This window comes from Streptomyces tubbatahanensis (genome assembly GCF_022699385.1).
In the GTDB taxonomy this organism is placed as follows: domain Bacteria; phylum Actinomycetota; class Actinomycetes; order Streptomycetales; family Streptomycetaceae; genus Streptomyces; species Streptomyces diacarni.
Genome location: NZ_CP093846.1, coordinates 3,722,101 through 3,743,168 on the forward strand (window position 1 = coordinate 3,722,101; position 21,068 = coordinate 3,743,168).

Below are 21,068 nucleotides of genomic sequence, written 5' to 3' on the forward strand. Positions count from 1 at the left end.
GAACGACCGGACAGAGGGCCGAACCGGCGACCGGACGGAGGGCCGCACCGATGGCCGGACGGAGGGCCGGACGGAGGGCCGGACAGGCGGAGGCTCCCCGCTCCGCGAGGCCCCGCCCGTGCGGACTGCGAGGCGGGGCCGCCTGTCGTACGTTGAAAGGGCGACCGCTGGTCCCAGGGGGGAGCAGGGAGGCGCGAGCGGATGCGTGCTGTCGGTGTGCGGGAGCGGAACGGGCGGCCCGAGGTTCTGCAGGCGCGGCGGCCGGAGCCGGGCGAGGGCGAGGTCCTGGTGCGGATCGCCGCAGCCGGCCTCAACCCGCTGGACTGGAAGATCGCCGACGGCGTGCTCGAGGACGTGGTGCCGTACGACTTCCCGCTGGTGATGGGCGTGGACTTCGCGGGCGTCGTCGAGGGGAACGGCCCCCAGGCGCACCGGTTCGTCACGGGTGAGCAGGTGTTCGGACACGTGGTGAGCGAGCCCGTGGGGCGGGGCACGTACGCCGAGTACGTCGTCGTGAACGAGACGGGCAGCGTGGCGCCCGCGCCTCTGACGCTGCCGCTGACCGCGGCCGCGGGGGCGCCCACGGCGGGGATGGCGGCGCTGGGGATCATGGGTGCGGCGGCGTTGCGTTCGTACCGGTCCCTGCTGATCATCGGCGCGGCGGGCGGCGTCGGTACGTTCCTCACCCAGCTCGCCGCGGCCGAAGGGCTGCGCGTGGTCGCCGCCACGCACGGGCACGACCAGGCCCGTATGGCGTCCTTCGGCGCGGCCCTGACCGTCGATGCCAGGGAGCGTCCGCTGGAGGAGGCGGTACGGGAGGAGTATCCGGCGGGTGTGGACGCGCTGGTGGACCTCACTTCCCACGCCCGGGAGGACTTCGCGGCGCACGCGGGGCTCGTACGCGACGGGGGCGTGGCGGTCTCCACCGTGGACGCGGCGTCGCTCGACGCGCTCCACGGGCGCGGTATCGAGGGCATCAACTTCCACCTCGACCCCTCCGCCGAACTGCTGGAGGGACTGGTCAGGCAGATCGACAGCGGCCGGGTCGCCGTCCCGATCGAGGCGGAGGTCCCGCTGGACGAGGCCCCTGGCGCGCTCGCCCGCAACCGGGCAGGCGGCGCCCGCGGCAAGACGGTCCTGCTGCCCTGAGCTCTTCCCGTTCGGGCACGTCCGCGTCTCCCCTGCTGCGCTGCGCCCACCCGTCGGCGTCTCGTACGCCTCCCCGTCCCCGTCCTTCCCGCTACACTCGCCGCCGCACAGCCATACGGCGCACAGGCGGACGCAGAACAGACGTACTGGCGCACAGGAGTGCAAACGACAGGACACGCAGGGGCGCAGGGTGTCGATGAGCGCACCCGGGGGAGGGACAGCGCGATGGCGCAGGCGAAGAAACTCGTGGGCTACCTTCTGGTCGTCTTCGTGCTGTACACGGTCATCACGTCCCCCGAACGCGCCGCCGATCTGGTCCAGATAGGTTTCGAAGGCATCTCCAGCGCCGCCCAGGGTGTCGGCCGGTTCATGACCTCGCTCGTGAACTGAGAGCCCCGCAGAGCCCCTCCGGCGCCCCTCCGGCGCCCTCTTCTCCCGCACCCGCCGGGGGCTTCGGCGCGCAACGGACCAGCAACACGGAGTGATCCGGTGCTTGCGCACAGTGCACCTGTCTTGTGATGCTATGACCGCTTTTTGCAGGGCGAATCGCGACCGAAGTACGCGCGATCGATCACGACAGATCGACACCGATCTGCACCGTAAAGGGGTGGTGGCTGAGTGGACGGGACCCGGACGCCCACCCAGACTCACTCCGGCGATGCCGCGACGGCATCCGACGCGCCCCCGGTGACCCCGGCCGCCGTCCCGCCCGCGGCCTCCCCGGCTGCCTCGTCTCCCACCGCCTCGTCTCCGTCCGCCGCGTCTCCGTCCGCCGCGTCGACTCCGTCCTCCCCCTCGGCAGTCGCCACCCCGACGTCCGCCACCTCGACGGCCGCCACCCCGACGTCGGCCCCCTCGACGGCCGCCACCTCCGCGGCCGCCACCTCTTCCGAGGCCCCCTCGGACGCTCCCTCGGAGGCACCGCGCACGCCCGCCGAGGCGCAGCGGGAGCGGGCCGCGCGGACCCGGGCGCTGACGCAGTCCCTCTTCGAACAGCTGTCCAGGCACGAGTCGGGCACGGCCGAGCACGAGCGCATCAGGGCCGCGCTGATCGAGGCCAACCTGCCGCTCGTGCGGTACGTCGCGGCACGCTTCCGCAGCCGGAACGAGCCGATGGAGGACGTCGTCCAGGTCGGCACGATCGGGCTGATCAACGCGATCGACCGGTTCGACGCCGGCCGCGGGGTGCAGTTCCCCACGTTCGCGATGCCGACGATCGTGGGCGAGATCCGCCGCTACTTCCGCGACAACGTCCGCACCGTGCACGTGCCGCGGCGGCTGCACGAGATGTGGGTGCAGGTCAGCGGCGCCACCGAGGATCTGACGACGCTGCACGGGCGGTCGCCCACCACCGCGGAGATCGCCGAGCGGCTGAAGATCTCCGAGGAGGAGGTGCTCGCCTGCATCGAGGCCGGGCGGGCGTACCGGGCCACGTCACTGGAGGCCGCTCAGGAGCGCGAGGACGGCATGCCGGGACTGCTGGACCGGCTCGGCTACGAGGACCCGGAGCTCGACGGGGTCGAGCACCGCGATCTCGTCCGCCACCTGCTCGTACAGCTGCCCGAACGCGAGCAGCGGATCCTGCTGTTGCGGTATTACCGGAACCTGACGCAGTCGCAGATCAGTGCCGAGCTGGGCGTCTCGCAGATGCACGTCTCGCGGCTGCTCTCGCGCAGCTTCGCCCGGCTGCGGGCCGCAAATCGAATCGACGCGTAACCGGATCGAGCGACCTCAACTTCCGCCCCACCGCTCCCAGCTGTGCAGTTTTATCGACATGAGGCTACGTCGCGTTGCCTACTTGTGACATTCTGCAAGAGCTGCGTTTGCCGCGGCGGCGGTCCCGGTATGGAGGGGGAGGTGCCTCTTCCAGCCGAGGGCGCCGCAGCGACCCGTCCGCGACCTCAAGGGGGTGGCATGTCCGTAGAACTGGGCAGCTCGAAGGTGCTCACCGAGAACACGTCCCCGGCCCCGGGGGCACCTGACGGGCCGAGGGGGTACGTCCTCCCTCACGCCCTCGTCGACGAGCCCGTCACAGAGCCGGGCGCCGAACTGGCAGAGGGCACAGGCCTGCCGGGTGGCGCCGAGCTGGCAGCCGACCTGACGAGCGACCTGGCCGGCGGAGCGCAAAGCGCTGAAGGACCCGACGGGCCGGACGGCGCGGGCACGGCGGCCGGGGAGCTGGCGGGTGTCGCCGCGGCGTCCGGTGAAGGGCTCGACACGCGCACGCTCTCCCGCTCGCTCTTCCTGCGCCTGGCCGCGCTCGACAAGGCGGCGGCAGAGTCGCCCGGTACGGATCCGACCGCCGAGCGGATGTACGTGCGGGACACGCTCATCGAGCTGAACCTGCCGCTCGTGCGGTACGCGGCGGCGCGCTTCCGCAGTCGCAACGAGCCGATGGAGGACATCGTCCAGGTCGGCACCATCGGTCTGATCAAGGCGATCGACCGGTTCGACTGCGAACGGGGCGTGGAGTTCCCGACGTTCGCGATGCCGACCGTCGTCGGGGAGATCAAGCGCTTCTTCCGCGACACCTCGTGGTCGGTGCGGGTGCCGCGCCGCCTCCAGGAGCTGCGGCTGGCGCTGACGAAGGCGAGCGACGAGCTGTCGCAGACCCTCGATCGCTCTCCGACCGTCACGGAGCTGGCCACCTGCCTGGGCGTCTCGGAGGAGGACGTGGTCGACGGGCTGGCCGTCGGCAACGCCTACACCGCCTCCTCGCTCGACTCCCCCGCGCTGGAGGAGGACGGTGGCGAGGGTTCGCTGGCGGACCGGCTCGGCTACGAGGACACGGCGCTGGAGGGCGTGGAGTACCGCGAGTCCCTCAAGCCGCTGCTGGCCAAACTGCCGCCGCGCGAGCGCCAGATCATCATGCTGCGGTTCTTCGCGAACATGACGCAGTCCCAGATCGGTGAGGAGGTCGGCATCTCCCAGATGCACGTCTCCAGGCTGCTGACCCGCACACTCGCGCAGTTGCGCGAGGGACTGATCGCGGAAGACTGACATCGTCGAGGCGATCGGGGGGCCGAGTGCGGCGGGGGACACACAGACGAGCAGGCATACGGAGCCGAGCGAGGACAAGGAGCCGAGCATGCGCACACGTACCGGCGTACGAACGAATACGGGAAGACGGAGACTTCACATCTGACGGCCCGTCAGTGACACTGGCGCCATGCGAGGGCAGAGGAGCCAGCGAAGCCACACGAGCCGGGCCGCCCGCGGAAGTCAGGGACGGCGGAAGAGCGGCGGCAGGACTCGGAGCCGCCGAGGTGGTCGGATAGCCGCCTCGGCGGCTCTCGTCTGTCTGGGCGCGCCCCTGCTCGGCGGGTGCGGCGGCAGCGGGGACGAGGGGTACGTGGCGGTCGGCGCCGGCGAGTCCTCCGGCGGGAGCGGCGGTAGCTCCGACGCGGGAGAGGGGGGCGGAAAGGTGCGGATGGTGCCACTCCCGGGCGAGGGCGGGGAAGACGGCGGTGACAAGGGCGGCGGCGACGCCCAGCGCGGTGACGGAGACGGGACCGGGAGCAGCCGGGACGGCGAGAAGGACGACCCCGCGGGCGCCGGAGAAGGCCGGGAAGGCGACGGGGACGGCAGCGCAGCGGGCGGGGGGAGCGGTGGCGGCCGGCCGCCCGGCTCCCCGGCGTCAGGCTCCGGCGACACGTCGGCCGGCGGCGGGTCCGGGGCGGGCGGCGGGGGCGGCAGCCCCTCCCCCGGAGGCTCGGGTGGCTCGGGTGGGTCTTCGGGAGGCTCGGGCGGGCCGGACACGGAGCACGACGGTCCCGCGGTTCTCACCGCGGGCGAGCCGCAGCGGGCGAAGGCGGACAAGCGATGGTGCGAGAAGGTGACCGTCCGTCTCGCCAACACCGGTGGCCGCCCGGTCACGGGCGGCAAGATCACTTTCTCCACCCACATCATCGGCGGTCTCGGCGTCGACTGGGCCACGCGCGAGAGCACGCGGGCGCTCCCCGTGCCGATCGACGCCGGGGAGAAGAAGGAGAAGACCTGGAAGGTGTGCGTGGACGCCTGGCGGGTGCCGCTGGGCATGCACGTCGAGACCCGCGAGGTGGAGCTCTCCGGCTGGAAGGAGAAGTGAGCCTCTCCGGCTGGAAGAAAAGCCAAACCCGCCTCGGGCGGGAGGGGTGAAACTCTCCGGCCGGCAGGAGGAGCGCCTCTCCGGCCGACGGGAGGAGCGCCTCTCCGGCCGACGGGAGGAGCGCCTCTCCGGCCGGCAACAGGAGTGTTCTCTCCGGCCGGAGGAAGAAAGAAGTGAGCCGGGCGGCCCGGTGACGCCGCGCACACCGTGTGAGATGGCGTGACGCGGCGCGCACGCCGCCCGGGGAGCTGTCAGGAGAAGGCCAGCCAGGCGACGGCGCCGAGGACGACGACGGCTGCCACGATGCCGACGATCAGGCCGACGCGCGGCCCCGCCGGGGCCGGTGCCGGAGCGGGTCGCCTGCCCTGCTGGGGGCCGCCCTCGTCGACGAAGGCGCGGAACATCTGGGTGCTGCCTGCCGGGTCGGGGTGTCCCTGTGCGTCCGGCCCCTGGGGCGCGTGCGGGTTGTGAGCCATGTCCCAGGACCCTAGCGAACCGTCGCTCGGATGGCACAGCGCGGCCCTGACCGCCGGTGTGCGGTCCCTCACATCCGGGCCCGGGCCCGCCGCCGTGATGCCCCGCACCCACCTGGGGTTTTCCCGGGCTGGCGACCCGTGCTTGAAGGGTGCCACACCCGGACTTGGTCCAGTGTTTGCCTGGCTTGCCCGGAATCAACTTGCCTACAGCAACCAACCACTCGTATGGTTGCCTTAAGCAACAAGTTCATGGGGTGCAGATGGCCGAACGCAGTCAGTACGAGGAGCTGGCCCGGCAGATCAGCGCCATAGGCGCCGTCAAACGAGAGATGGCACGTGGTCTCCCCCCGGAGTGTCCGCCCGCGTCGGCGGCCGTACTGATGCTCCTGAACAAACACGGGGAGATGCGCACCAGCCAACTGGCCGAGCTGATGGCGATCGACATGTCGGTGACCAGCCGGCACGTCGCCCACGTCGCCGACCGCGGCTGGATCGAACGCCACCCTGACCCGCAGGACGGCCGCTCCCGGCTGCTGCGGATCAGTGACCGAGGTGAGCGGTTCCTGACGGACCTCTCGGCACACACGATCGAGTCGCTGGCCGCTCACCTGCACGACTGGAGCGACGAGGACGTCGCCCAGCTCAACGACCTGCTGAACCGGCTCCGCGCGAGCTTCGGGGACTGCCGCGCCCGCGGCGGGCAACCCCACGAGACGAAAACCACCGCAACACACTGAGTGAGAAGGACGCCGAATGGCAACAACCCGACCCCAGCCACCGGTTGGGGGGCCCCGCGACGCCGTGCAAGGGGCCGGCGGCGGGGCCCGACACGCGGCTCACGGACACGCAGTCGGCGGCCAGGCCCCGGCTCCGGGTGCGGGCACCCCTGCCGCACCGGCATCCGACGGCACACCGAAGATGACACACCGGCAGATCATGGAGGCGCTCTCCGGGCTGCTGCTCGGCATGTTCGTCGCCATCCTGTCGTCGACGATCGTCTCCACGGCCCTGCCGAAGATCATCGCCGACCTGAACGGCAGCCAGAGCTCCTACACCTGGGTGGTCACGGCGTCGCTGCTGGCGATGACCGCCTCGACCCCGCTGTGGGGCAAGCTGGCCGACCTCACCAGCAAGAAGCTGCTGGTGCAGGTGGCACTGATCGTCTTCGTCCTGGCATCGGCGGGCGCGGGTCTCTCGCAGAACCCCGGCATGCTGATCACCTTCCGTGTGGTCCAGGGCATAGGCATGGGCGGTCTGTCCGCCCTGGCTCAGATCATCATGGCCGCGATGATCTCCCCGCGTGAGCGCGGGCGGTACAGCGGCTACCTCGGCGCCACGTTCGCCGTCGCCACCGTCGGCGGTCCGCTGCTCGGCGGCGTCATCACCGACACGAGCTGGCTCGGCTGGCGCTGGTGCTTCTACGTCGGCGTCCCGTTCGCGATCATCGCGCTGATCGTGCTGCAGAAGACGCTGAAGCTGCCCGTCGTCAAGCGGGAGGGCGTCAAGGTCGACTGGCTCGGCGCGTTCCTCGTCGCCGCCGCGGCCTGCACCCTGCTGCTGTGGGTCACCTTCGCGGGTGACAAGTACGACTGGGTCTCCTGGCAGACCTACGCCATGGTCGGCGGCGCCATCGTGCTGGCACTGCTGTTCGTGCTCGTCGAGTCGAAGGCCAAGGAGCCGATCATTCCGCTGCGGCTGTTCCGCAACGGCACGATCTCGCTGGCCGCCATCGGCTCGCTGTTCGTCGGTATCGCGATGTTCGGCGCGACGGTCTTCCTCAGCCAGTACTTCCAGCTGGCGCGCGGCGAGTCGCCGACGATGGCCGGTGTCATGACGATCCCGATGATCGCGGGACTCTTCGTCTCCACCACCATCTCCGGTCAGATCATCACCCGCACCGGCAAGTGGAAGCGGTTCCTGATCGCCGGCGGCGTGCTGATGACGGCGGGCATGGGCCTGCTGGGCACCATGCGCTACGACACCGAGTACTGGCACCTGGCGATCTTCATGGCGCTGCTCGGACTCGGCGTCGGCATGATGATGCAGAACCTCGTGCTCGCCACCCAGAACCAGGTCAAGGCAGCCGACCTGGGCGCGGCCAGCTCCACGGTGAACTTCTTCCGTTCACTGGGCGGTGCGGTCGGCGTCTCGGCGCTCGGCGCCGTGCTCTCCACCCGGATCACCCACTACATGGAGGACGGCTTCGCCAAGCTGGGCATGAAGCCCGGCGCGACCGGCGGCTCCACCGGCGGGGGCGGCAGCGCGCTGCCCGAGGTCGACAAGCTGCCGGGCCCCGTGCGCACCGTCGTGGAGAGCGCCTACGGCCACGGCATCGGCGACATCTACCTGTACGCCGCGCCGATCGCGCTGCTGGCGCTGCTGAGCGTGCTGTTCATCCGCGAGGTCCCGCTGCGTACCACCTCGGCCAACGAGGCGGACGAGGACGACGCACGGCAGCCCGCCATGGCGACGGCCTCCGCGGGGGTCTCCGCACAGCCGGCCGACACACCGGCCGTCGAGCGCACGGCACCGCAGCCGATGGCCGGCACGCAGGCCGCACCGGCCGCCGTCGCCCAGCCGCAGTCCGCACAACCGGGGGGCGACACTCAGCAGTTCAGGGAGTACGCATCCATGGCCACAGCCCAGTCCCCGGCTCCGGTACCCACCAGCGGGTACGGGGTCTACGGCACCGTACGCAACGCCGACGGCATCGGTGTCGCCCGCGCGGCGGTCACGCTGATCTCGCTCAGCGGACGGCAGCTCGGACGCTCCGTCGCCCACGCCGACGGCTCCTACGGGCTGGACGCGCCGGGGCCCGGCTCGTACGTCCTGATCGCGGCCGCCGACGGTCACCAGCCGCAGGCGTCCACGATCGTGATCGGCGAGGGTCCCCTCAGCCACGACCTGCTGCTGTCGGGCACCAGCGGCCTGGCGGGCCAGGTGCGCGGGCTGGCGGACGGCGCGCCGGTGAGCGGCGCGATGGTCGTCGTCACCGACGTGCGCGGCGAGGTGCTGGCCACCGGCGTGACCGGCGACTCCGGCGACTACCGCTTCGACGAGCTGGTCACCGGCACCTTCACGCTCGCCGTGAACGCCGGCGGCTACCGGCCCACCGCGGTCCCGGTCGAGGTCCAGGGCCAGGGCGTGACCCGGCTCGACATCGACCTGGCGTCCGGGGCCCGGGTGACCGGCACCGTGCGCGCGGGTGCGCACCGCACCCCGCTGCAGGACGCGCGGGTCACGCTGGTGGACGCCGCCGGCAACGTCATCGCCACGTCCACCACCGGTGAGGACGGCGCCTACGCCTTCACCGACCTGGACGCAGGCGACTACTCGGTCATCGCCAGCGGGTACCCGCCCCAGGCGAACGCGCTGCGCGTGGCCGGACCCGGAGTGGACGCGTACGACATCGAACTGCACCACCCGGACGAGTGACCCCCCGGTCCGGACGGCGCGCGTCATCGAGCGGAGCGCGCGCCGTCGGGACCGGGCTGGGGAAGGGCCCCGGCCGCCCGGAGAACCGCACTGCGACCGCACAGCGAACCGCACGCGAGCGCGGGCAAGGGACGGCCCGCCGCCGAGGCGCCGGGGCCCGTCGTATGCGAGAAGGAGCAAGGAAGACATGACAGTCGGGGCAAGCGGAGCAGACGGCGCCCACGGCGCCGACCTCCCCGGGACAGGAGTCCCCGGGACGGGTGTCCCCGGGGCTGGCGCCCCGGGGGCGGGCGCCGGCGGCAGGGGCGCCGGCGGGGGCGGCGTGCGCGCACGCGTGCGGACCCGGGACGGCTGGGCGGTGCAGCACGCCGTGCTGACCGTCACCGACATGACCGGCAACCAGGTCCTGCGTGCCGAGGCCGACGACGAGGGGTTCGTGCGCAGCGCGGAGCCGCTGCCCGCGGGCCCGTACACGGTGATCGCCACGGCCGTCGGTTACGCACCGGCCGCCTCCACGGCGATGGTCACCGCCTCCGGGCGCGCGGACCTGGGCACCCTGGTACTCGCCCGGCAGGGCGGCGTCGAACTGCCGCCGCCCGGCGCCTGGACGATCGACCCGATGCACTCCACGGTCGCCGCCAGCGCCCAGCACCTGGGCATGACCAGCGTGCACGGCAGGTTCACCGAGTTCGGCGGCCGCATCGAGATCGCCCAGGACTCGGAGAAGTCGTCGGTGGAAGCCGTCATCAAGGCGGAGTCCATCAACACCGGCAACGACATGCGCGACCAGCACCTGCGCTCCGGGGACTTCCTCAACATCGAGACCTACCCGGACATCACCTACCGCAGCACGGGCGTCGACGTGGCAGGGCCCGACCGGTGGACGGTGCACGGACAGCTCGGTATGCACGGTGTCGTCCGCGACGTGGACCTGGACCTGACCTACCTGGGCACCGGGCCCGACCCGTGGGGCGGCGTGCGGGCCTCGTTCCGCGCCACCGCCGAACTGCGGCGCTCGGACTTCGCGATGAACTACAACCAGGTGCTCCAGGCCGGCATCGCGGCCGTCGGCACCACCCTCAGGGTCGACCTGGACATCCAGGCCGTCCAGGGGGAGTCACTGCCGTTCTGACGGCGAGCGGCCGGCGCCGGGGATCTCACGATCCCCGCCGGCCCTCACCGGTCCTCGGGGGACGGTGGCTGAGGCGGAATCACGGGCGTGGCCCGGCCCTGCGGGGCCGGGCCACGCCCTCCTCGCGTTCCGGCCTCGATACCGGCGATCACGCACTCCAGCGCGACACCGAAGTCCCGCTCGGCCACCGGATACACGGCCTCCGCACCGGCCGTGTACTCAGGACGCGCCCCCAGCGCCGTACGCAGCGCGTCGAAACAGTCCTGCGAACTGACCCCCGCCTCGCTGCACCGGCGGTTCCAGCTCTCCTCGACGGCCGCGTGCCCGTAGACGAACGAGAAGAGAGCCGCCAGCGCACCGTCCGCCTGCTGCTCGGGCAGCCCGGAACGCAGCAGCACCCGCCGCACCCCCAGCTGGAAACCCATCGCGCTCGGCCCGACGTTCAAGAAGCTGCCCAACGTGCCCGACGCCCACGGATGGCGGCGCAGCAGCCCGCGCAGCGCGAACGCCGCCTGCCGCAACTGCTCACGCCAGTCGGCGCCTTCGGCCTCCGCGTCCGGCACCTCCAGCTCACCCTCGACCGCGTCCAGCGCCAGTTCGAGCAGATCGTCCTTGCGATCCACGTACCAGTACACCGACATGGCCGTGACGCCCAGATCCGCGGCCAGCCGGCGCATCGAGAACCTCGCCAGCCCCTCGGTGTCCAACAACCGCACCGCCGCAGCCGTGATCTTCTCCCGGTCCAGCCCCTCCGTCTGCGACGCACCGGACGCCTTGCGCCGCGCCTCGGGCCGATCCTCCAGCCACACACTGGTCCTGCGCATCCGGCTGGTGCGGCTGCCGTCGCTCATGGCACGCCCTCCTTCGTGGGCCGGCCCGGCTCCAGAGCCGGTCTCAGGGGCGGAACGGGGCGGCAACAGCCCGGGGGAACCCGGACCGTTACCCCCTCGATGCTAATCCGTATCCGCCCCCTCATCCGCCTTCGGCGACCCGAATACTGCTATTCCGGATCCGGGCGGGCCGGCTACTCCACAGGTTGCGCGGGCTGCTCGGCAGGTTGCGTGAGCCGCTCGGCGGGTTGCGCGGGCTGCTCGGCGGGCTTGAGGACGTAGCCCGCGCCCCGCCGGGTGTGGATCATCCGCTCACGCCCCGCGTCCACCTTCCGCCGCAGGTAGGAGATGTAGAGCTCGACGAGGTTCGCTCGGTCGCCGGGTACGCCGAAGCCGTCGTTCCACACCCTGTCGAGGATCTGCGACTTGCTCAGCACCCGGCGCGGGTTGCGCATCAGGAAGCGCAACAACTGGAACTCGGTCGCGGTCAGCTTGATCGCGTCGCCACCGCGCCAGACCTCCCGCGTCTCCTCGTCCAGCGCAAGATCCCCGACGACGAGCAACGAGCCGCTCGCGCAGGCGCGTTCGCGCGCTCCGTGCGCCGTGCGCGCCGTGCGCGCGTCGCCCGCCCCGCCGACCGGAGGCGCCCCGCGCGCCGCGTCCGTCCCGTACCCGTGTCGCTGTACGCGCGGCGCCGCGGCCGCGCTGATTCCGCTCCGGCTCATCCCACCACCCTCGGGCAACAGCGTGAGAGGACTCTTGGCGGAATCTGTGATTCCGCTGAGAACGAGCCGGAGCACCCCTCGGTACGCGCACCCGTACCAGGCCCCCGTACCGGCGCCAGGAAACCGTAAGGCACCGACGGCGCCGGCCCACCGGGCCGCCTAGGGTCTCCCTGTGACAGCAGTCGTAGCAGCAATGATCACGGCCGTGGTCGGTGTTCTGGGCACCCTGTTCGCGCCCGTACTCACCCAGCGCATATCCGCACGGCAGCGCGCGGAGGAACGGGTCGAGAACGAACGGCTCCGCCGCTTCGAGGAGCGCCGCGCCGCCTACACGTCGATGAACCGCGCCTCCCGCCAGTTCAGCACCCTCCTCAAGGACGCCCTGCACCGCCTGCGCGACGGCGTCTACACCGACCACGAGCGCACGGCCCTGGAAGAGGCCCGCCTCGAGTACCGGGACGGCTACGCGGAAGCCCAGATGATCGTCCCCGAACGCGTACTGGAGGCGTCCCGCGCCGCCAACCGCGTCCTGGCCGAGGCCGACGGAGCGGTCAAACGCATCGACCGCGGCCGCCCCCTCGAAGGCGAGGACCCCGAGTCGGCCCGCCACACCCTCACCACCGAGGGCGACCCCAAGCTGGCCGCCATGCGCCACCTCATGCGCAGGGACCTGGGCGTGACCGGCTGAGCCCTGTGAGGCGCCCAGCCTCCGCCACCGGAACCCGCGCCGCCGTACAACACGAAAGAGCCCCGCTCCGACGATCCGGAGCGGGGCTCTTACCTGAGGTGCGCGCTCGGCAGGATTCGAACCTGCAACCTTCTGATCCGTAGTCAGATGCTCTATCCGTTAAGCTACGAGCGCTTGCTGTCCGGCTGTTTTCTTGCCGGTCGGCGTTGCGGGAACAACATTACATGACCTGCGGCCGGAGGCGAAATCCGTTTGTGATTGCCGTCCTGACCTGCGAAAACGATGGAACTGGGCGAAAACCCGTGCGGTGGCGCGGCACGTACGGCGGCGCACACGACGAAAGCCCCGGCCTGGGGCCGGGGCTTCGGTGATCACGCTGCGGATCAGAAGCGGAGGCTCCGGGATTTGAACCCGGGATGGGGGATCACCCCAAACCGCATTAGCAGTGCGGCGCCATAGACCAGACTAGGCGAAGCCTCCAGACACACTCGGCGCGCCCGAAGAGGCGGACGAGGTGTGTGCTGATGATGGCACAGCCTCGGGGGCTGTCTCCAATCGGCCCCTACCGTACTCGGTCGGCGGACCCCTGGGCAAAGCGTGAGGCCGGTCCCCTTGCTCTTCCTCTGTGCCATTTCCTCTACGGCCTCCGCGGCCTCCCGTCCCGCCCGGACGGCCAGGTGCCCGGACGGTGCGCGCCCGGACGGGTTCCGAGGCGCAACGGGGCGGCCGGGGCGGCGTTAACCCACAGGGGGGCGTACTCGCGGCGCCCCCTTCTCTCTCACCCCAAAGGACTGCGCGCCCCGTCAGCAGCGGGGGCGCCCCTCACTCGCTGGAGTCGCCCCATGCCGTGTCGTACCGCTCTTGCGCCGGCCGCCCTGGTATCCACCGCGGCGAGTCTTCTGTTCCTCGCCGGCGCTCTCTCCGCTGCCCCGGCGGTGGCCCCAGAAGCGTCCGCCGCCGTCCGGCCCGCCGACGAGCTCACCTTCACCGTGTCGGACAGCGGCACGTCGCACGACGGGTCGTACACGCTGCGGTGCCACCCCTCGGGTGGGGATCACCCTGCGCCGCGGCAGGCCTGCGCGGCACTCGACCGGGCGACCTCGCAGGGCGAGAACCCCTTCGAACCGGTGTCCGCCGACGCCACGTGCACGCTGGTCTACGGCGGTCCGGCGACCGCCCGGGTGACGGGCACCTGGCACGGTCGCGACATCGACGCCAGGTTCAAGCGGGCCAACGGCTGCGAGATCGCGCGGTGGAACAGCCTCGTACCCGCCCTCCCCCGGACCGCCTGAGACCTCCCCTTCGCCGAAGACCATCCCCCTGCGGGGCGCCTGCGATCGTCCCCCGCGCCGAAAACCGTCCCTCTGCGGGCCACCTGAGACCGTCCCTGCGCACCGCCTCCAGCCCCTCACTCGTAAGGGGCGTCCTAAGGGGCGTCCGAGGTCCCTCTCGGTCCCCTCGTACGGGCCGTGGGAGACCGCCCCGCGCGGCCCGCACAGGCGGCGGCCCGCCACGTCCACAGCCCGCCGTTTCGGCGGTTGCGGGCGGGTCCGCCGTGGGGCCTTCGCGGCCGGTGCTTGTGCGGGACACGGGTGGGTCCCGTGCATCCGCCGCCGCGCTCATCACCGCGGCCCGTAGACTCCCCCCTAGTGACACGCCCGGGGCGAACGGCAGACTGGCAGCCGTGACCTGACCGGACCAACAGGGAAGAAACGGGCGGAAGGTCACGAGCACGTGAGGTCAGCAGGAGGGAATTGTCGCCGTGAGCAGCAGGCCATCCCGAGGCGCTGCTCGCCTCGCCGCCATACTCGACGCCCTGCCCGACGCGCTGCTCCTGGTGAACTGCAACGGCACGGTGGTGAACGCCAACGCCATCGCGCTGGAGGCCTTCGAGACGCCGGGGACGGCGCTCGTGGGGCGCGGACTGCTCGACCTGTTGCCCGAGTTCGACTCGAAGCGCATTCCGGGCTCGATGCGCCGCCCCGACGAGGCCGAACAGGCGCAAGGCCGCCAGAAGCCGACCCGGATGGTCGCGCGGCGCACGGACGGCACCGAGTTTCCGGTCGAGGTGACCAGCGCGAACCTTGAGGACGGACGGACGCCCTACGCCTCCGCGATCGACGCGGCGTTCGCCGACCATCCGAGAGGCGCCGGGTACACGGGCGACGAGTTGCTGATGCTCGTCGTGCGGGACCTGACGGGCACCCTGGACACCGAGGCGGAACTGGCGCGCCAGCAGCGGCAGACCGAGATGATCCTGCGCGCCGCCTCCGAGGGCGTCGTGGGGGTGGACACGGCGGGCCGCGTGGTTCTCGTCAACCCCGCGGCCGCGCACATGCTCGGTTACCGCGCCAGCGATCTGGGCGGTCAGGAGCTGCACCCGCTGGTGCACCACTCCCGTCCGGACGGGGCGCCACTGCCGTTCGAGGAGACCCCGCTGGCCGACACCCTGCGCTCGGGCCGCAAGCACCGGGTGCGGGCGGGGCAGGTGCTGTGGGCGAAGAACGGCCACGCGGTGGCGGTCGATATGACGACGGCTCCGGTACGGGACGGCGATCAGCTGGTCGGTGCGGTGCTGACGTTCGCGGACCGCCGTCCGTACGACGCGGTCACCGCGCGTCAGAAGCAGTTGCGCGCCGTTCTGGAGGAGTCGCTGCGCGGACCGCTGGAACAGTTGCGCGAGGAGCTGGCGTCCCTGACGTCCGATCCGGCGGCGCAGCTGTGGCCCGAGGCGAACCAGATCCTTCACCACCTTTCCGCCGGCTATGCCCGGATGACCACGCTCGTCGACAACGTCCTGGGCTACCAGCGGCTGGACGCGGGGCAGGAACGGCTGAGGACCGAGCCGGTGCCCATGGACGCCGTCGTTTCCGCGGGGGTCGAGGGCGCCATCGAGCTGATCGGGCCCGGGCGCGCCCAGTTCGCCGTGCACGCGCCGCCGATCGAGGCAGAGGTCGATCCCGAGCGCCTCGCTGTCGCGCTGGCGCACCTGGTCGCGGACGTGGCCGGGGTGGACGCGACGGGGCGTGCGCAGTCCGCGCCGCCGCCCGGCGCCGACCCGACGATCGTGGTCGCGGCGGCCCAGCGCGGCGAGGTCGTCCGCATCGAGGTGCGCGGCCCGTACGGCGGCGGGAGTCCGGTGCACGAGCCGCTGGTGCGCGGCATCGTCACGCAGCACGGCGGCGTGCTGCAGACGCACGAGGTGCCCGGCTCGTCGGGCGGCAGCGCGTACGTGCTGGAGGTCCCGGTCAAGGCCGTCGGCAACACGGCGCGCCCCTCCGGCGCCCGCGCCCGCCGCGACGGCGGCGGCGCGAACGGGACGGACGGTACGGGGAGTACGAGTACCGCGGGCAGGAGCGCGGACGGTGCGGTCGGTGCGACCGGCTCGGGGGGATCGGACAGTACCGCCGGTGCCGGCCGGGGCGGCAGTCACGCCCGAGGGGGCCCACGCCTCCAGGAACAGGCCGCCGCCGGTGGCGGTGAGGGCGGTTTCGGGGTGCCCCGCGTCGTGCAGGGCAGCGAACACGGCGAAACGACGGTCATGCCCATGCCAGTCGCGCGGATGCGCGGAACGGACGGGCCCGAAGGGCCCGAGGGACGCGACGGGCCCGAGGGACGCGACGGGCCCGAGGGGCGCGGCCAGAGCGGTCCGGCGACGCATCAGCACCCGGACGGCGCGCCAGGCGGCCACCAGCAGCCGCCGCAGCCGTCGCGCTTCCCGGGCCCGGCGGCCGACGGCCCCGCTCCGGACGCCGCGGGGGACGCCCGTACGGGCAGGGAGCAGCAGGGTGGCCGGGCTCCGGCAGCCGCCCTGGAGCCGGTACGCGATCCGCGCCAGGTCGCGAACACGGGCGGCCATGTCCCCGATCCACGCCAGAGCCTCGAACTGGGGCCCGGGCCGTCCACACCGCCAGGCGGCGGTCCACCGATGCCCGGTGACGGCCCGATGCCCGGTGACGGCCCGATGCCCGGTGACGGCCCGTCGGCGCCCGGGGACGGCCTGCCGGCGCTCGGCGGCCCGTCCGCGCACGACCGCGTCGGTGCAAGCGCGCAGTCCGAGTTGAGTCCGGTCCGGGTGCCGGGGCGCGAGCCGCAGCCTGGCCCGTCGGGCGTCCCCGCCTCGGGGCCCGGTGCGCCGGGCGATCCGCACTCCGGCCCGGAAGCCGCCACCCCACCTGGCTGGGGCTCCGGAACGGGTGCCGGGGTCGCGGCCGAACCGAGTGCGCCGACTGACCCGAACGCGTCGGTCGATACGGGAACACAGACCGGCCCGAACGCGTCCGCCGGGGCAGGCGCCGCGGCCGACCCGAGGGCCGTTTCCGTCGCTGCACCGGGTGCCCCTGAGACCCTCGGTGCCCCTGGGATCCCCGGGGCGCGCGTTCCCGCGCAGGAAGGTCCCTTCGAGGGGCCGTTCGAGGGTCCGCACAACGACGCCGCGCCAAGCGTGCCCCGGCCCACGGGGCGGCGGCGCGGCCGGCCGAGTCCGGACGAACAACTGCCCGACCAGTCCGCCGCCGGTACCGAGGGCGCGGCTGCCCGCGACGCCGCGGGCCCCCTCGCGCTGCCGCCCGTACCCGCCCAGAGCAGGGGGCGGCGCGCCCGGCGCGCACTGGCCGAGCCCGCCGAGGGGGCGGCCGCCCCGGCCTCCGCAGGCAGGGAAGAGGCCCCGCATCCGGGGCAGGTCCCGCCGCCCACCACGAGCGTCGCAGACGAGTTCGCCGGCGAAGCGGACGAGTTCGCCGGCGAAGAGGTGGCGCACGGGTCCGAGGCGGGCGAACTGTCGGCTGCCGGTGGCGGGCGCAGGGCGCGGCGCATCGCCGCGGCTCGCGCGCGGGCGCAGGCGGAGGCCGAGGCACAGCAGGGGCCACGACATGCCCCGTTCGCGCTTCCACCCGCCCCCACTCCGGACGCCTCCGTTTCCTCTGCTGAGGCTTCCGCACTGACGACGGCGCCCCTTGCTCCGGAGGCCACCGCACCGCAGCCCACCGCGTCGGACTCCGCGGGGCAGCAGGCGCTGGACGCCGCCGGGCAGCAGGCGCTGGGCACCGGCGGGCAGCAGGCTGCTGAGGAGCCGACGGGCGCCGCCGCGGGGCACGCCGAGGACGACACGGACTCCGCGGACTCCGAGGGCGCCCAGGAGGCGGGTCGGGCCCAGCGGCCTGAGCACTCGGTGGTCGCCGCCAGCCCGATCCTGGGTGGCGGCCCGCCTCCCCAGCAGCCCCAGCCGTCCCAGCCGCCGCAGGAGACGCAGGAGACGCACGGGACGCGGCCCGGTGGGTACAGGGACGTGGATCACGGGCCGCGCGTGCGGACGCTGGGCCAGGGCGTGCCGTTCACCGAACGCATGGCCGAGCAGGCGGCGCAGCAGTGGCCGGGCCCGCAGGCCTCGGCACCGTCGGCTTCCTCGGCCATACCGTCCACCCCTTCCACCCCCGCGCCCCCGCCCGGCTCGGGTCGCCGCCGGAAACTGGCCACCCCGCAGGAACGCTCGCACGGTGGGCCCGCCCAGCCGGGGCCTGTGCCGTCGGGGTTGGAGCCGTCGGGGTCGGAGCCGTCGGAGGCGGGGCAGCCGCAGCCCGCCGCCCACCCCGCCCCGCCCGAGGCCTGGACGCCCGGGCCGGGAGCCGCGGGTCCCGAGCAGGGCACCCCGTGGACGGCCGCCGGGGGCGGACCGCTCCCCGCGGAGGCCGGGCAGCACTCGACCGCCCCGAGCACCGGTGCGCCACCGCAGGTCCCGGGCCCGCAGCCGCAGGCCACCGGGCCGGGCCAGGTCGCGGACTCCGCGCCCGCTCCCACGCCGCCGCAGGCGGGCGCCGCGGCGCAGCACCAGCCGCTGCCCCAGCCTCAGCAGCAGCCGCAGCCGTCGTCTCTTCCCGGGCCGCTGCCGGGCGCGTACGAGCCGCACCGTCGCGCGGGCGGCGAGGACGTGGCGGAGGGTCCTGAGCCGTTGGACGGTCCTGACAGTCCCGTCGCGGTGACGGACGGCCGTGGTCCCGGAGGCGCGCCGCAGGCCATGGACGACGAGTTGCCGCCCGAGCCGTTGGACAATCCGCGGCGGCTGCTGGTCTGGCCGGAGCCGGACGTCTCCACGCAGCAGGCGCTCTCCGACCGGGGATACCGTCCGGTTCTCGTGCGCTCGCGCGAGGAGGTGGACGCGCAGATAGCGGCCTACCCGGCGGCGCTGTTCGTCGATCCGCTGACGGGTCCGATCACCAGGACGGCGTTGCAGTCCCTGCGTACGGCTGCGGTGGCGGCCGAGGTTCCGGTGCTGGTGACGGCCGGGTTGGGACAGGCGACGCGGGAGGCGGCGTTCGGCGCCGATCCCGCGGTGCTGCTCAAGGCGCTCTCCCCGCGGGACAGCGAGCAGCATCCGCCCCGGGTGCTGCTGGTCGAGGAGCGGCAGGCCATCGCGGCGGCGTTCGCGGCGACGCTGGAGCGGCGCGGGATGCGGGTCGCGCACGCCCCGACGGACTCGGAGGCGGTCAACATCGCGGCGCAGGTGCGTCCGAACCTCGTGGTGATGGATCTGATGCAGGTGCGGCGCCGTCGTGCGGGCATCATCGACTGGCTGCGGGTGAACGGGATGCTGAACCGCACCCCGTTCGTCGTCTACACCTCGGCCGACCTCGACCCGAGTGAGCTGCCGGGGCTGGCCTCAGGTGAGACGGTGCTGTTCCTGGCGGAGCGTTCCACCAACGCGGAGGTGCAGGCGCGGATCGTCGACCTGCTGACGAAGATCGGCGCGAACTGAGCGGACGCCCTCCAGGTGTGCGGGGCCGGCCGCGCACACCCGGAGGGCCGGGCTCAGAGGGTGGTCACTTCCAGCTCCCCCGCCGCGTACTGTCCGCGCAGCACCTTCTTGTCGAACTTGCCGACGCTCGTCTTCGGTACGGACGGGAGGGTGACCCAGCGTTCGGGGAGCTGCCAGCGGGCGACCGTCTCCCCGAGGAAGGCGCGCAGCCGCTCGTACGGGACGGGTTCGGTGCCCTCCTTGAAGACGACAGCGGCCAGCGGGCGTTCGCCCCACTTCTCGTCGGTGACGGCGACGACGGCGGCCTCGAGAAGAGCCTCGTGCGCCATCAGCGCGTTCTCCAGGTCGACGGAGGAGATCCACTCGCCGCCGGACTTGATGACGTCCTTGGCGCGGTCGGTGAGGGTCAGGTAGCCGTCCGGGCTGATGACGCCGACATCGCCGGTGCGCAGCCAGCCGTCGGGGCTGAACTTCTCCGCGGGGCGCAGCGGCGGTTCGTCGACGCCCCCGAAGTAGGCGTCGGCGATCCACGGGCCGCGCACCTCCAGCTCACCGGGCGACGCGCCGTCCCAGGGCGCGAACCCGCCGCCGGGCGCGGCCAGCCGGGCCTCCACGCCCGCGGGGAACCGGCCCTGGGTGACCCGGTAGGGCCACTCGTCCTCCGGGCTGAGACCGCCGGGCGGGTGGGCCAGGCTGCCGAGCGGTGAGGTCTCGGTCATGCCCCAGGCGTGAATGACGCGTACGCCGTGCAGCTCCTCGAACGCCCGCATCATGCTGGGCGGACAGGCGGAGCCGCCGATGGTGACCGTCTTGAGGGAGGAGATGTCGCGGGGCGTGGCGGCCAGCTCGCCCAGCAGGCCCTGCCAGATGACGGGCACCGCCGCGGCGTGCGTGGGCCGCTCGGCCGCGATCATCTCGGCGATCGGCCCGGGTTGCAGGAACCGGTCGGGCAGCAGCAGGCCGACCCCGGTCATGAAGACGGCGTGCGGCAGGCCCCAGGCGTTCACGTGGAACATGGGCACCACAGGCAGCGTGGTGTCCGCGGTGGTCAGGCCCATGGAATCGGCCATGTTGACCTGCATGGAGTGCAGGTAGACCGAGCGGTGGGAGTAGACGACGCCCTTGGGGTCACCGGTCGTTCCCGACGTGTAGCACATGGCGGCCGCCGTGCGCTCGTCGATGTCGGGCCAGTCGTAGCTGGTGGGGCGTCCGGCCAGCAGCTGCTCGTAGTCGTGCACGCGGGGCGCGCAGCCCTCCAGTACGGACGTGTCGCCCGGCCCGACGACGACCAGGTGTTCCACCGTCTCCAGCTGGGGGAGCAGCGGTGCGAGCAGGGGCAGCAGGGTGCCGTTGACCAGGATGACGCGGTCGGCCGCGTGGTTGGCGATGAAGACCAGCTGCTCGGGGGGCAGGCGCAGGTTGAGGGTGTGCAGCACCGCGGCCATGGAGGGGATGGCGAAGTAGGCCTCCACGTGGGCGCTGTTGTTCCACATGAGCGTCGCGACCCGGTCTGCGGGGCGGACGCCCAGCTCGTCCCGCAGGGCGTGCGCGAGCTGCGCGGCGCGCTCGCCGGTCGCGCGGAAGGTCGTGCGGTGCGGTTCCGCGTCACCGGTCCAGGTGGTGATCCGCGCGTCACCGTGGACGGTCGTTCCGTGGCGCAGGATGCGCGAGATGGTCAGCGGTACGTCGTCCTGCATCGTGCTCAGCACCGGGGCCTCCCGAGGTACGGCGGTTACGCGGAGCGAGCGCACGGCACGCACGACGGGCCGAGGGCGCTTACGTGCGAGTAATGCGC

General features: G+C 72.8%; 14 protein-coding genes, 2 tRNA genes and 1 pseudogene. 11 read left to right on the forward strand and 6 right to left on the reverse strand.

The window, feature by feature from the left end:
• Positions 1 to 201 precede the first annotated feature (201 nt).
• From MMF93_RS15915 to MMF93_RS15935, 5 genes are all read left to right on the forward strand, one after another.
• Entirely contained in the window at positions 202 to 1,149 is a 948-nt protein-coding gene (locus MMF93_RS15915; protein ID WP_242752039.1) for an NADP-dependent oxidoreductase, read from the forward strand.
• 225 nt (positions 1,150 to 1,374) lie between these two features.
• Positions 1,375 to 1,539: a hypothetical protein gene (locus MMF93_RS15920; RefSeq protein WP_181861162.1), complete on the forward strand. Its 165-nt coding sequence runs from the start codon at positions 1,375 to 1,377 to the stop codon at positions 1,537 to 1,539.
• 228 nt (positions 1,540 to 1,767) lie between these two features.
• Positions 1,768 to 2,865, forward strand: a complete 1,098-nt coding sequence (locus tag MMF93_RS15925) for an RNA polymerase sigma factor SigF (RefSeq protein WP_423835450.1) — start codon at positions 1,768 to 1,770, stop codon at positions 2,863 to 2,865.
• A gap of 198 nt (positions 2,866 to 3,063) precedes the next feature.
• Positions 3,064 to 4,149: an RNA polymerase sigma factor SigF gene (locus MMF93_RS15930; protein ID WP_242752041.1), complete on the forward strand. Its 1,086-nt coding sequence runs from the start codon at positions 3,064 to 3,066 to the stop codon at positions 4,147 to 4,149.
• 430 nt (positions 4,150 to 4,579) lie between these two features.
• Complete coding sequence (locus tag MMF93_RS15935; RefSeq protein WP_242752043.1) at positions 4,580 to 5,236, forward strand: hypothetical protein; 657 nt, start codon at positions 4,580 to 4,582, stop codon at positions 5,234 to 5,236.
• A 251-nt stretch (positions 5,237 to 5,487) separates the two neighbouring features.
• Here MMF93_RS15935 and MMF93_RS15940 read toward each other — a convergent pair whose 3' ends face one another.
• Positions 5,488 to 5,712, reverse strand: coding sequence for a hypothetical protein (locus MMF93_RS15940; protein ID WP_242752045.1), 225 nt, complete (start codon positions 5,710 to 5,712; stop codon positions 5,488 to 5,490).
• Positions 5,713 to 5,972: 260 nt separating this feature from the next.
• On the opposite strand from MMF93_RS15940, the gene MMF93_RS15945 reads away from it, so the two are divergent.
• The 3 genes from MMF93_RS15945 to MMF93_RS15955 all read left to right on the forward strand — a co-directional run bounded on the left by MMF93_RS15945 (position 5,973) and on the right by MMF93_RS15955 (position 10,279).
• Positions 5,973 to 6,449 carry a MarR family winged helix-turn-helix transcriptional regulator gene (locus MMF93_RS15945; RefSeq protein WP_114016640.1) on the forward strand — a complete coding sequence of 159 codons (477 nt, stop codon included), beginning with the start codon at positions 5,973 to 5,975 and terminating at the stop codon, positions 6,447 to 6,449.
• Between the two features lie 181 nt (positions 6,450 to 6,630).
• The gene (locus MMF93_RS15950; RefSeq protein WP_242752047.1) at positions 6,631 to 9,147 is read left to right on the forward strand and encodes an MFS transporter; all 2,517 of its coding nucleotides are present in this window, start codon (positions 6,631 to 6,633) and stop codon (positions 9,145 to 9,147) included.
• A 187-nt stretch (positions 9,148 to 9,334) separates the two neighbouring features.
• Positions 9,335 to 10,279 (forward strand): YceI family protein, encoded by a 945-nt coding sequence (locus tag MMF93_RS15955; RefSeq protein ID WP_242752049.1) that lies wholly within the window; start codon positions 9,335 to 9,337, stop codon positions 10,277 to 10,279.
• Positions 10,280 to 10,323: 44 nt separating this feature from the next.
• Here the strand turns inward: MMF93_RS15955 and MMF93_RS15960 are convergent, their stop codons facing one another.
• Both MMF93_RS15960 and MMF93_RS15965 read right to left on the reverse strand, forming a co-directional pair.
• On the reverse strand, positions 10,324 to 11,130 hold the full coding sequence (locus MMF93_RS15960; protein ID WP_242752051.1) for a TetR/AcrR family transcriptional regulator: 807 nt from the start codon (positions 11,128 to 11,130) through the stop codon (positions 10,324 to 10,326).
• 173 nt (positions 11,131 to 11,303) lie between these two features.
• Positions 11,304 to 11,681 (reverse strand): annotated as a pseudogene (locus MMF93_RS15965) (winged helix-turn-helix domain-containing protein); the annotation flags it as partial.
• A gap of 325 nt (positions 11,682 to 12,006) precedes the next feature.
• On the opposite strand from MMF93_RS15965, the gene MMF93_RS15970 reads away from it, so the two are divergent.
• Positions 12,007 to 12,522 carry a hypothetical protein gene (locus MMF93_RS15970; protein WP_242752053.1) on the forward strand — a complete coding sequence of 172 codons (516 nt, stop codon included), beginning with the start codon at positions 12,007 to 12,009 and terminating at the stop codon, positions 12,520 to 12,522.
• Between the two features lie 101 nt (positions 12,523 to 12,623).
• Here MMF93_RS15970 and MMF93_RS15975 read toward each other — a convergent pair.
• Both MMF93_RS15975 and MMF93_RS15980 read right to left on the reverse strand, forming a co-directional pair.
• A tRNA-Arg gene (locus tag MMF93_RS15975) sits at positions 12,624 to 12,696 on the reverse strand.
• 216 nt (positions 12,697 to 12,912) lie between these two features.
• Positions 12,913 to 13,002: transfer RNA gene (locus MMF93_RS15980), tRNA-Ser, on the reverse strand.
• Positions 13,003 to 13,457: 455 nt separating this feature from the next.
• Between MMF93_RS15980 and MMF93_RS15985 the strand changes: the two genes are divergently transcribed.
• Positions 13,458 to 13,814 (forward strand): SSI family serine proteinase inhibitor, encoded by a 357-nt coding sequence (locus tag MMF93_RS15985; protein WP_242752055.1) that lies wholly within the window; start codon positions 13,458 to 13,460, stop codon positions 13,812 to 13,814.
• A 470-nt stretch (positions 13,815 to 14,284) separates the two neighbouring features.
• Positions 14,285 to 19,273, forward strand: a complete 4,989-nt coding sequence (locus MMF93_RS15990) for a PAS domain-containing protein (protein ID WP_242752057.1) — start codon at positions 14,285 to 14,287, stop codon at positions 19,271 to 19,273.
• A 53-nt stretch (positions 19,274 to 19,326) separates the two neighbouring features.
• Here MMF93_RS15990 and MMF93_RS15995 read toward each other — a convergent pair whose 3' ends face one another.
• On the reverse strand, positions 19,327 to 20,982 hold the full coding sequence (locus MMF93_RS15995; protein WP_242752059.1) for a long-chain fatty acid--CoA ligase: 1,656 nt from the start codon (positions 20,980 to 20,982) through the stop codon (positions 19,327 to 19,329).
• Positions 20,983 to 21,068: the final 86 nt, after the last annotated feature.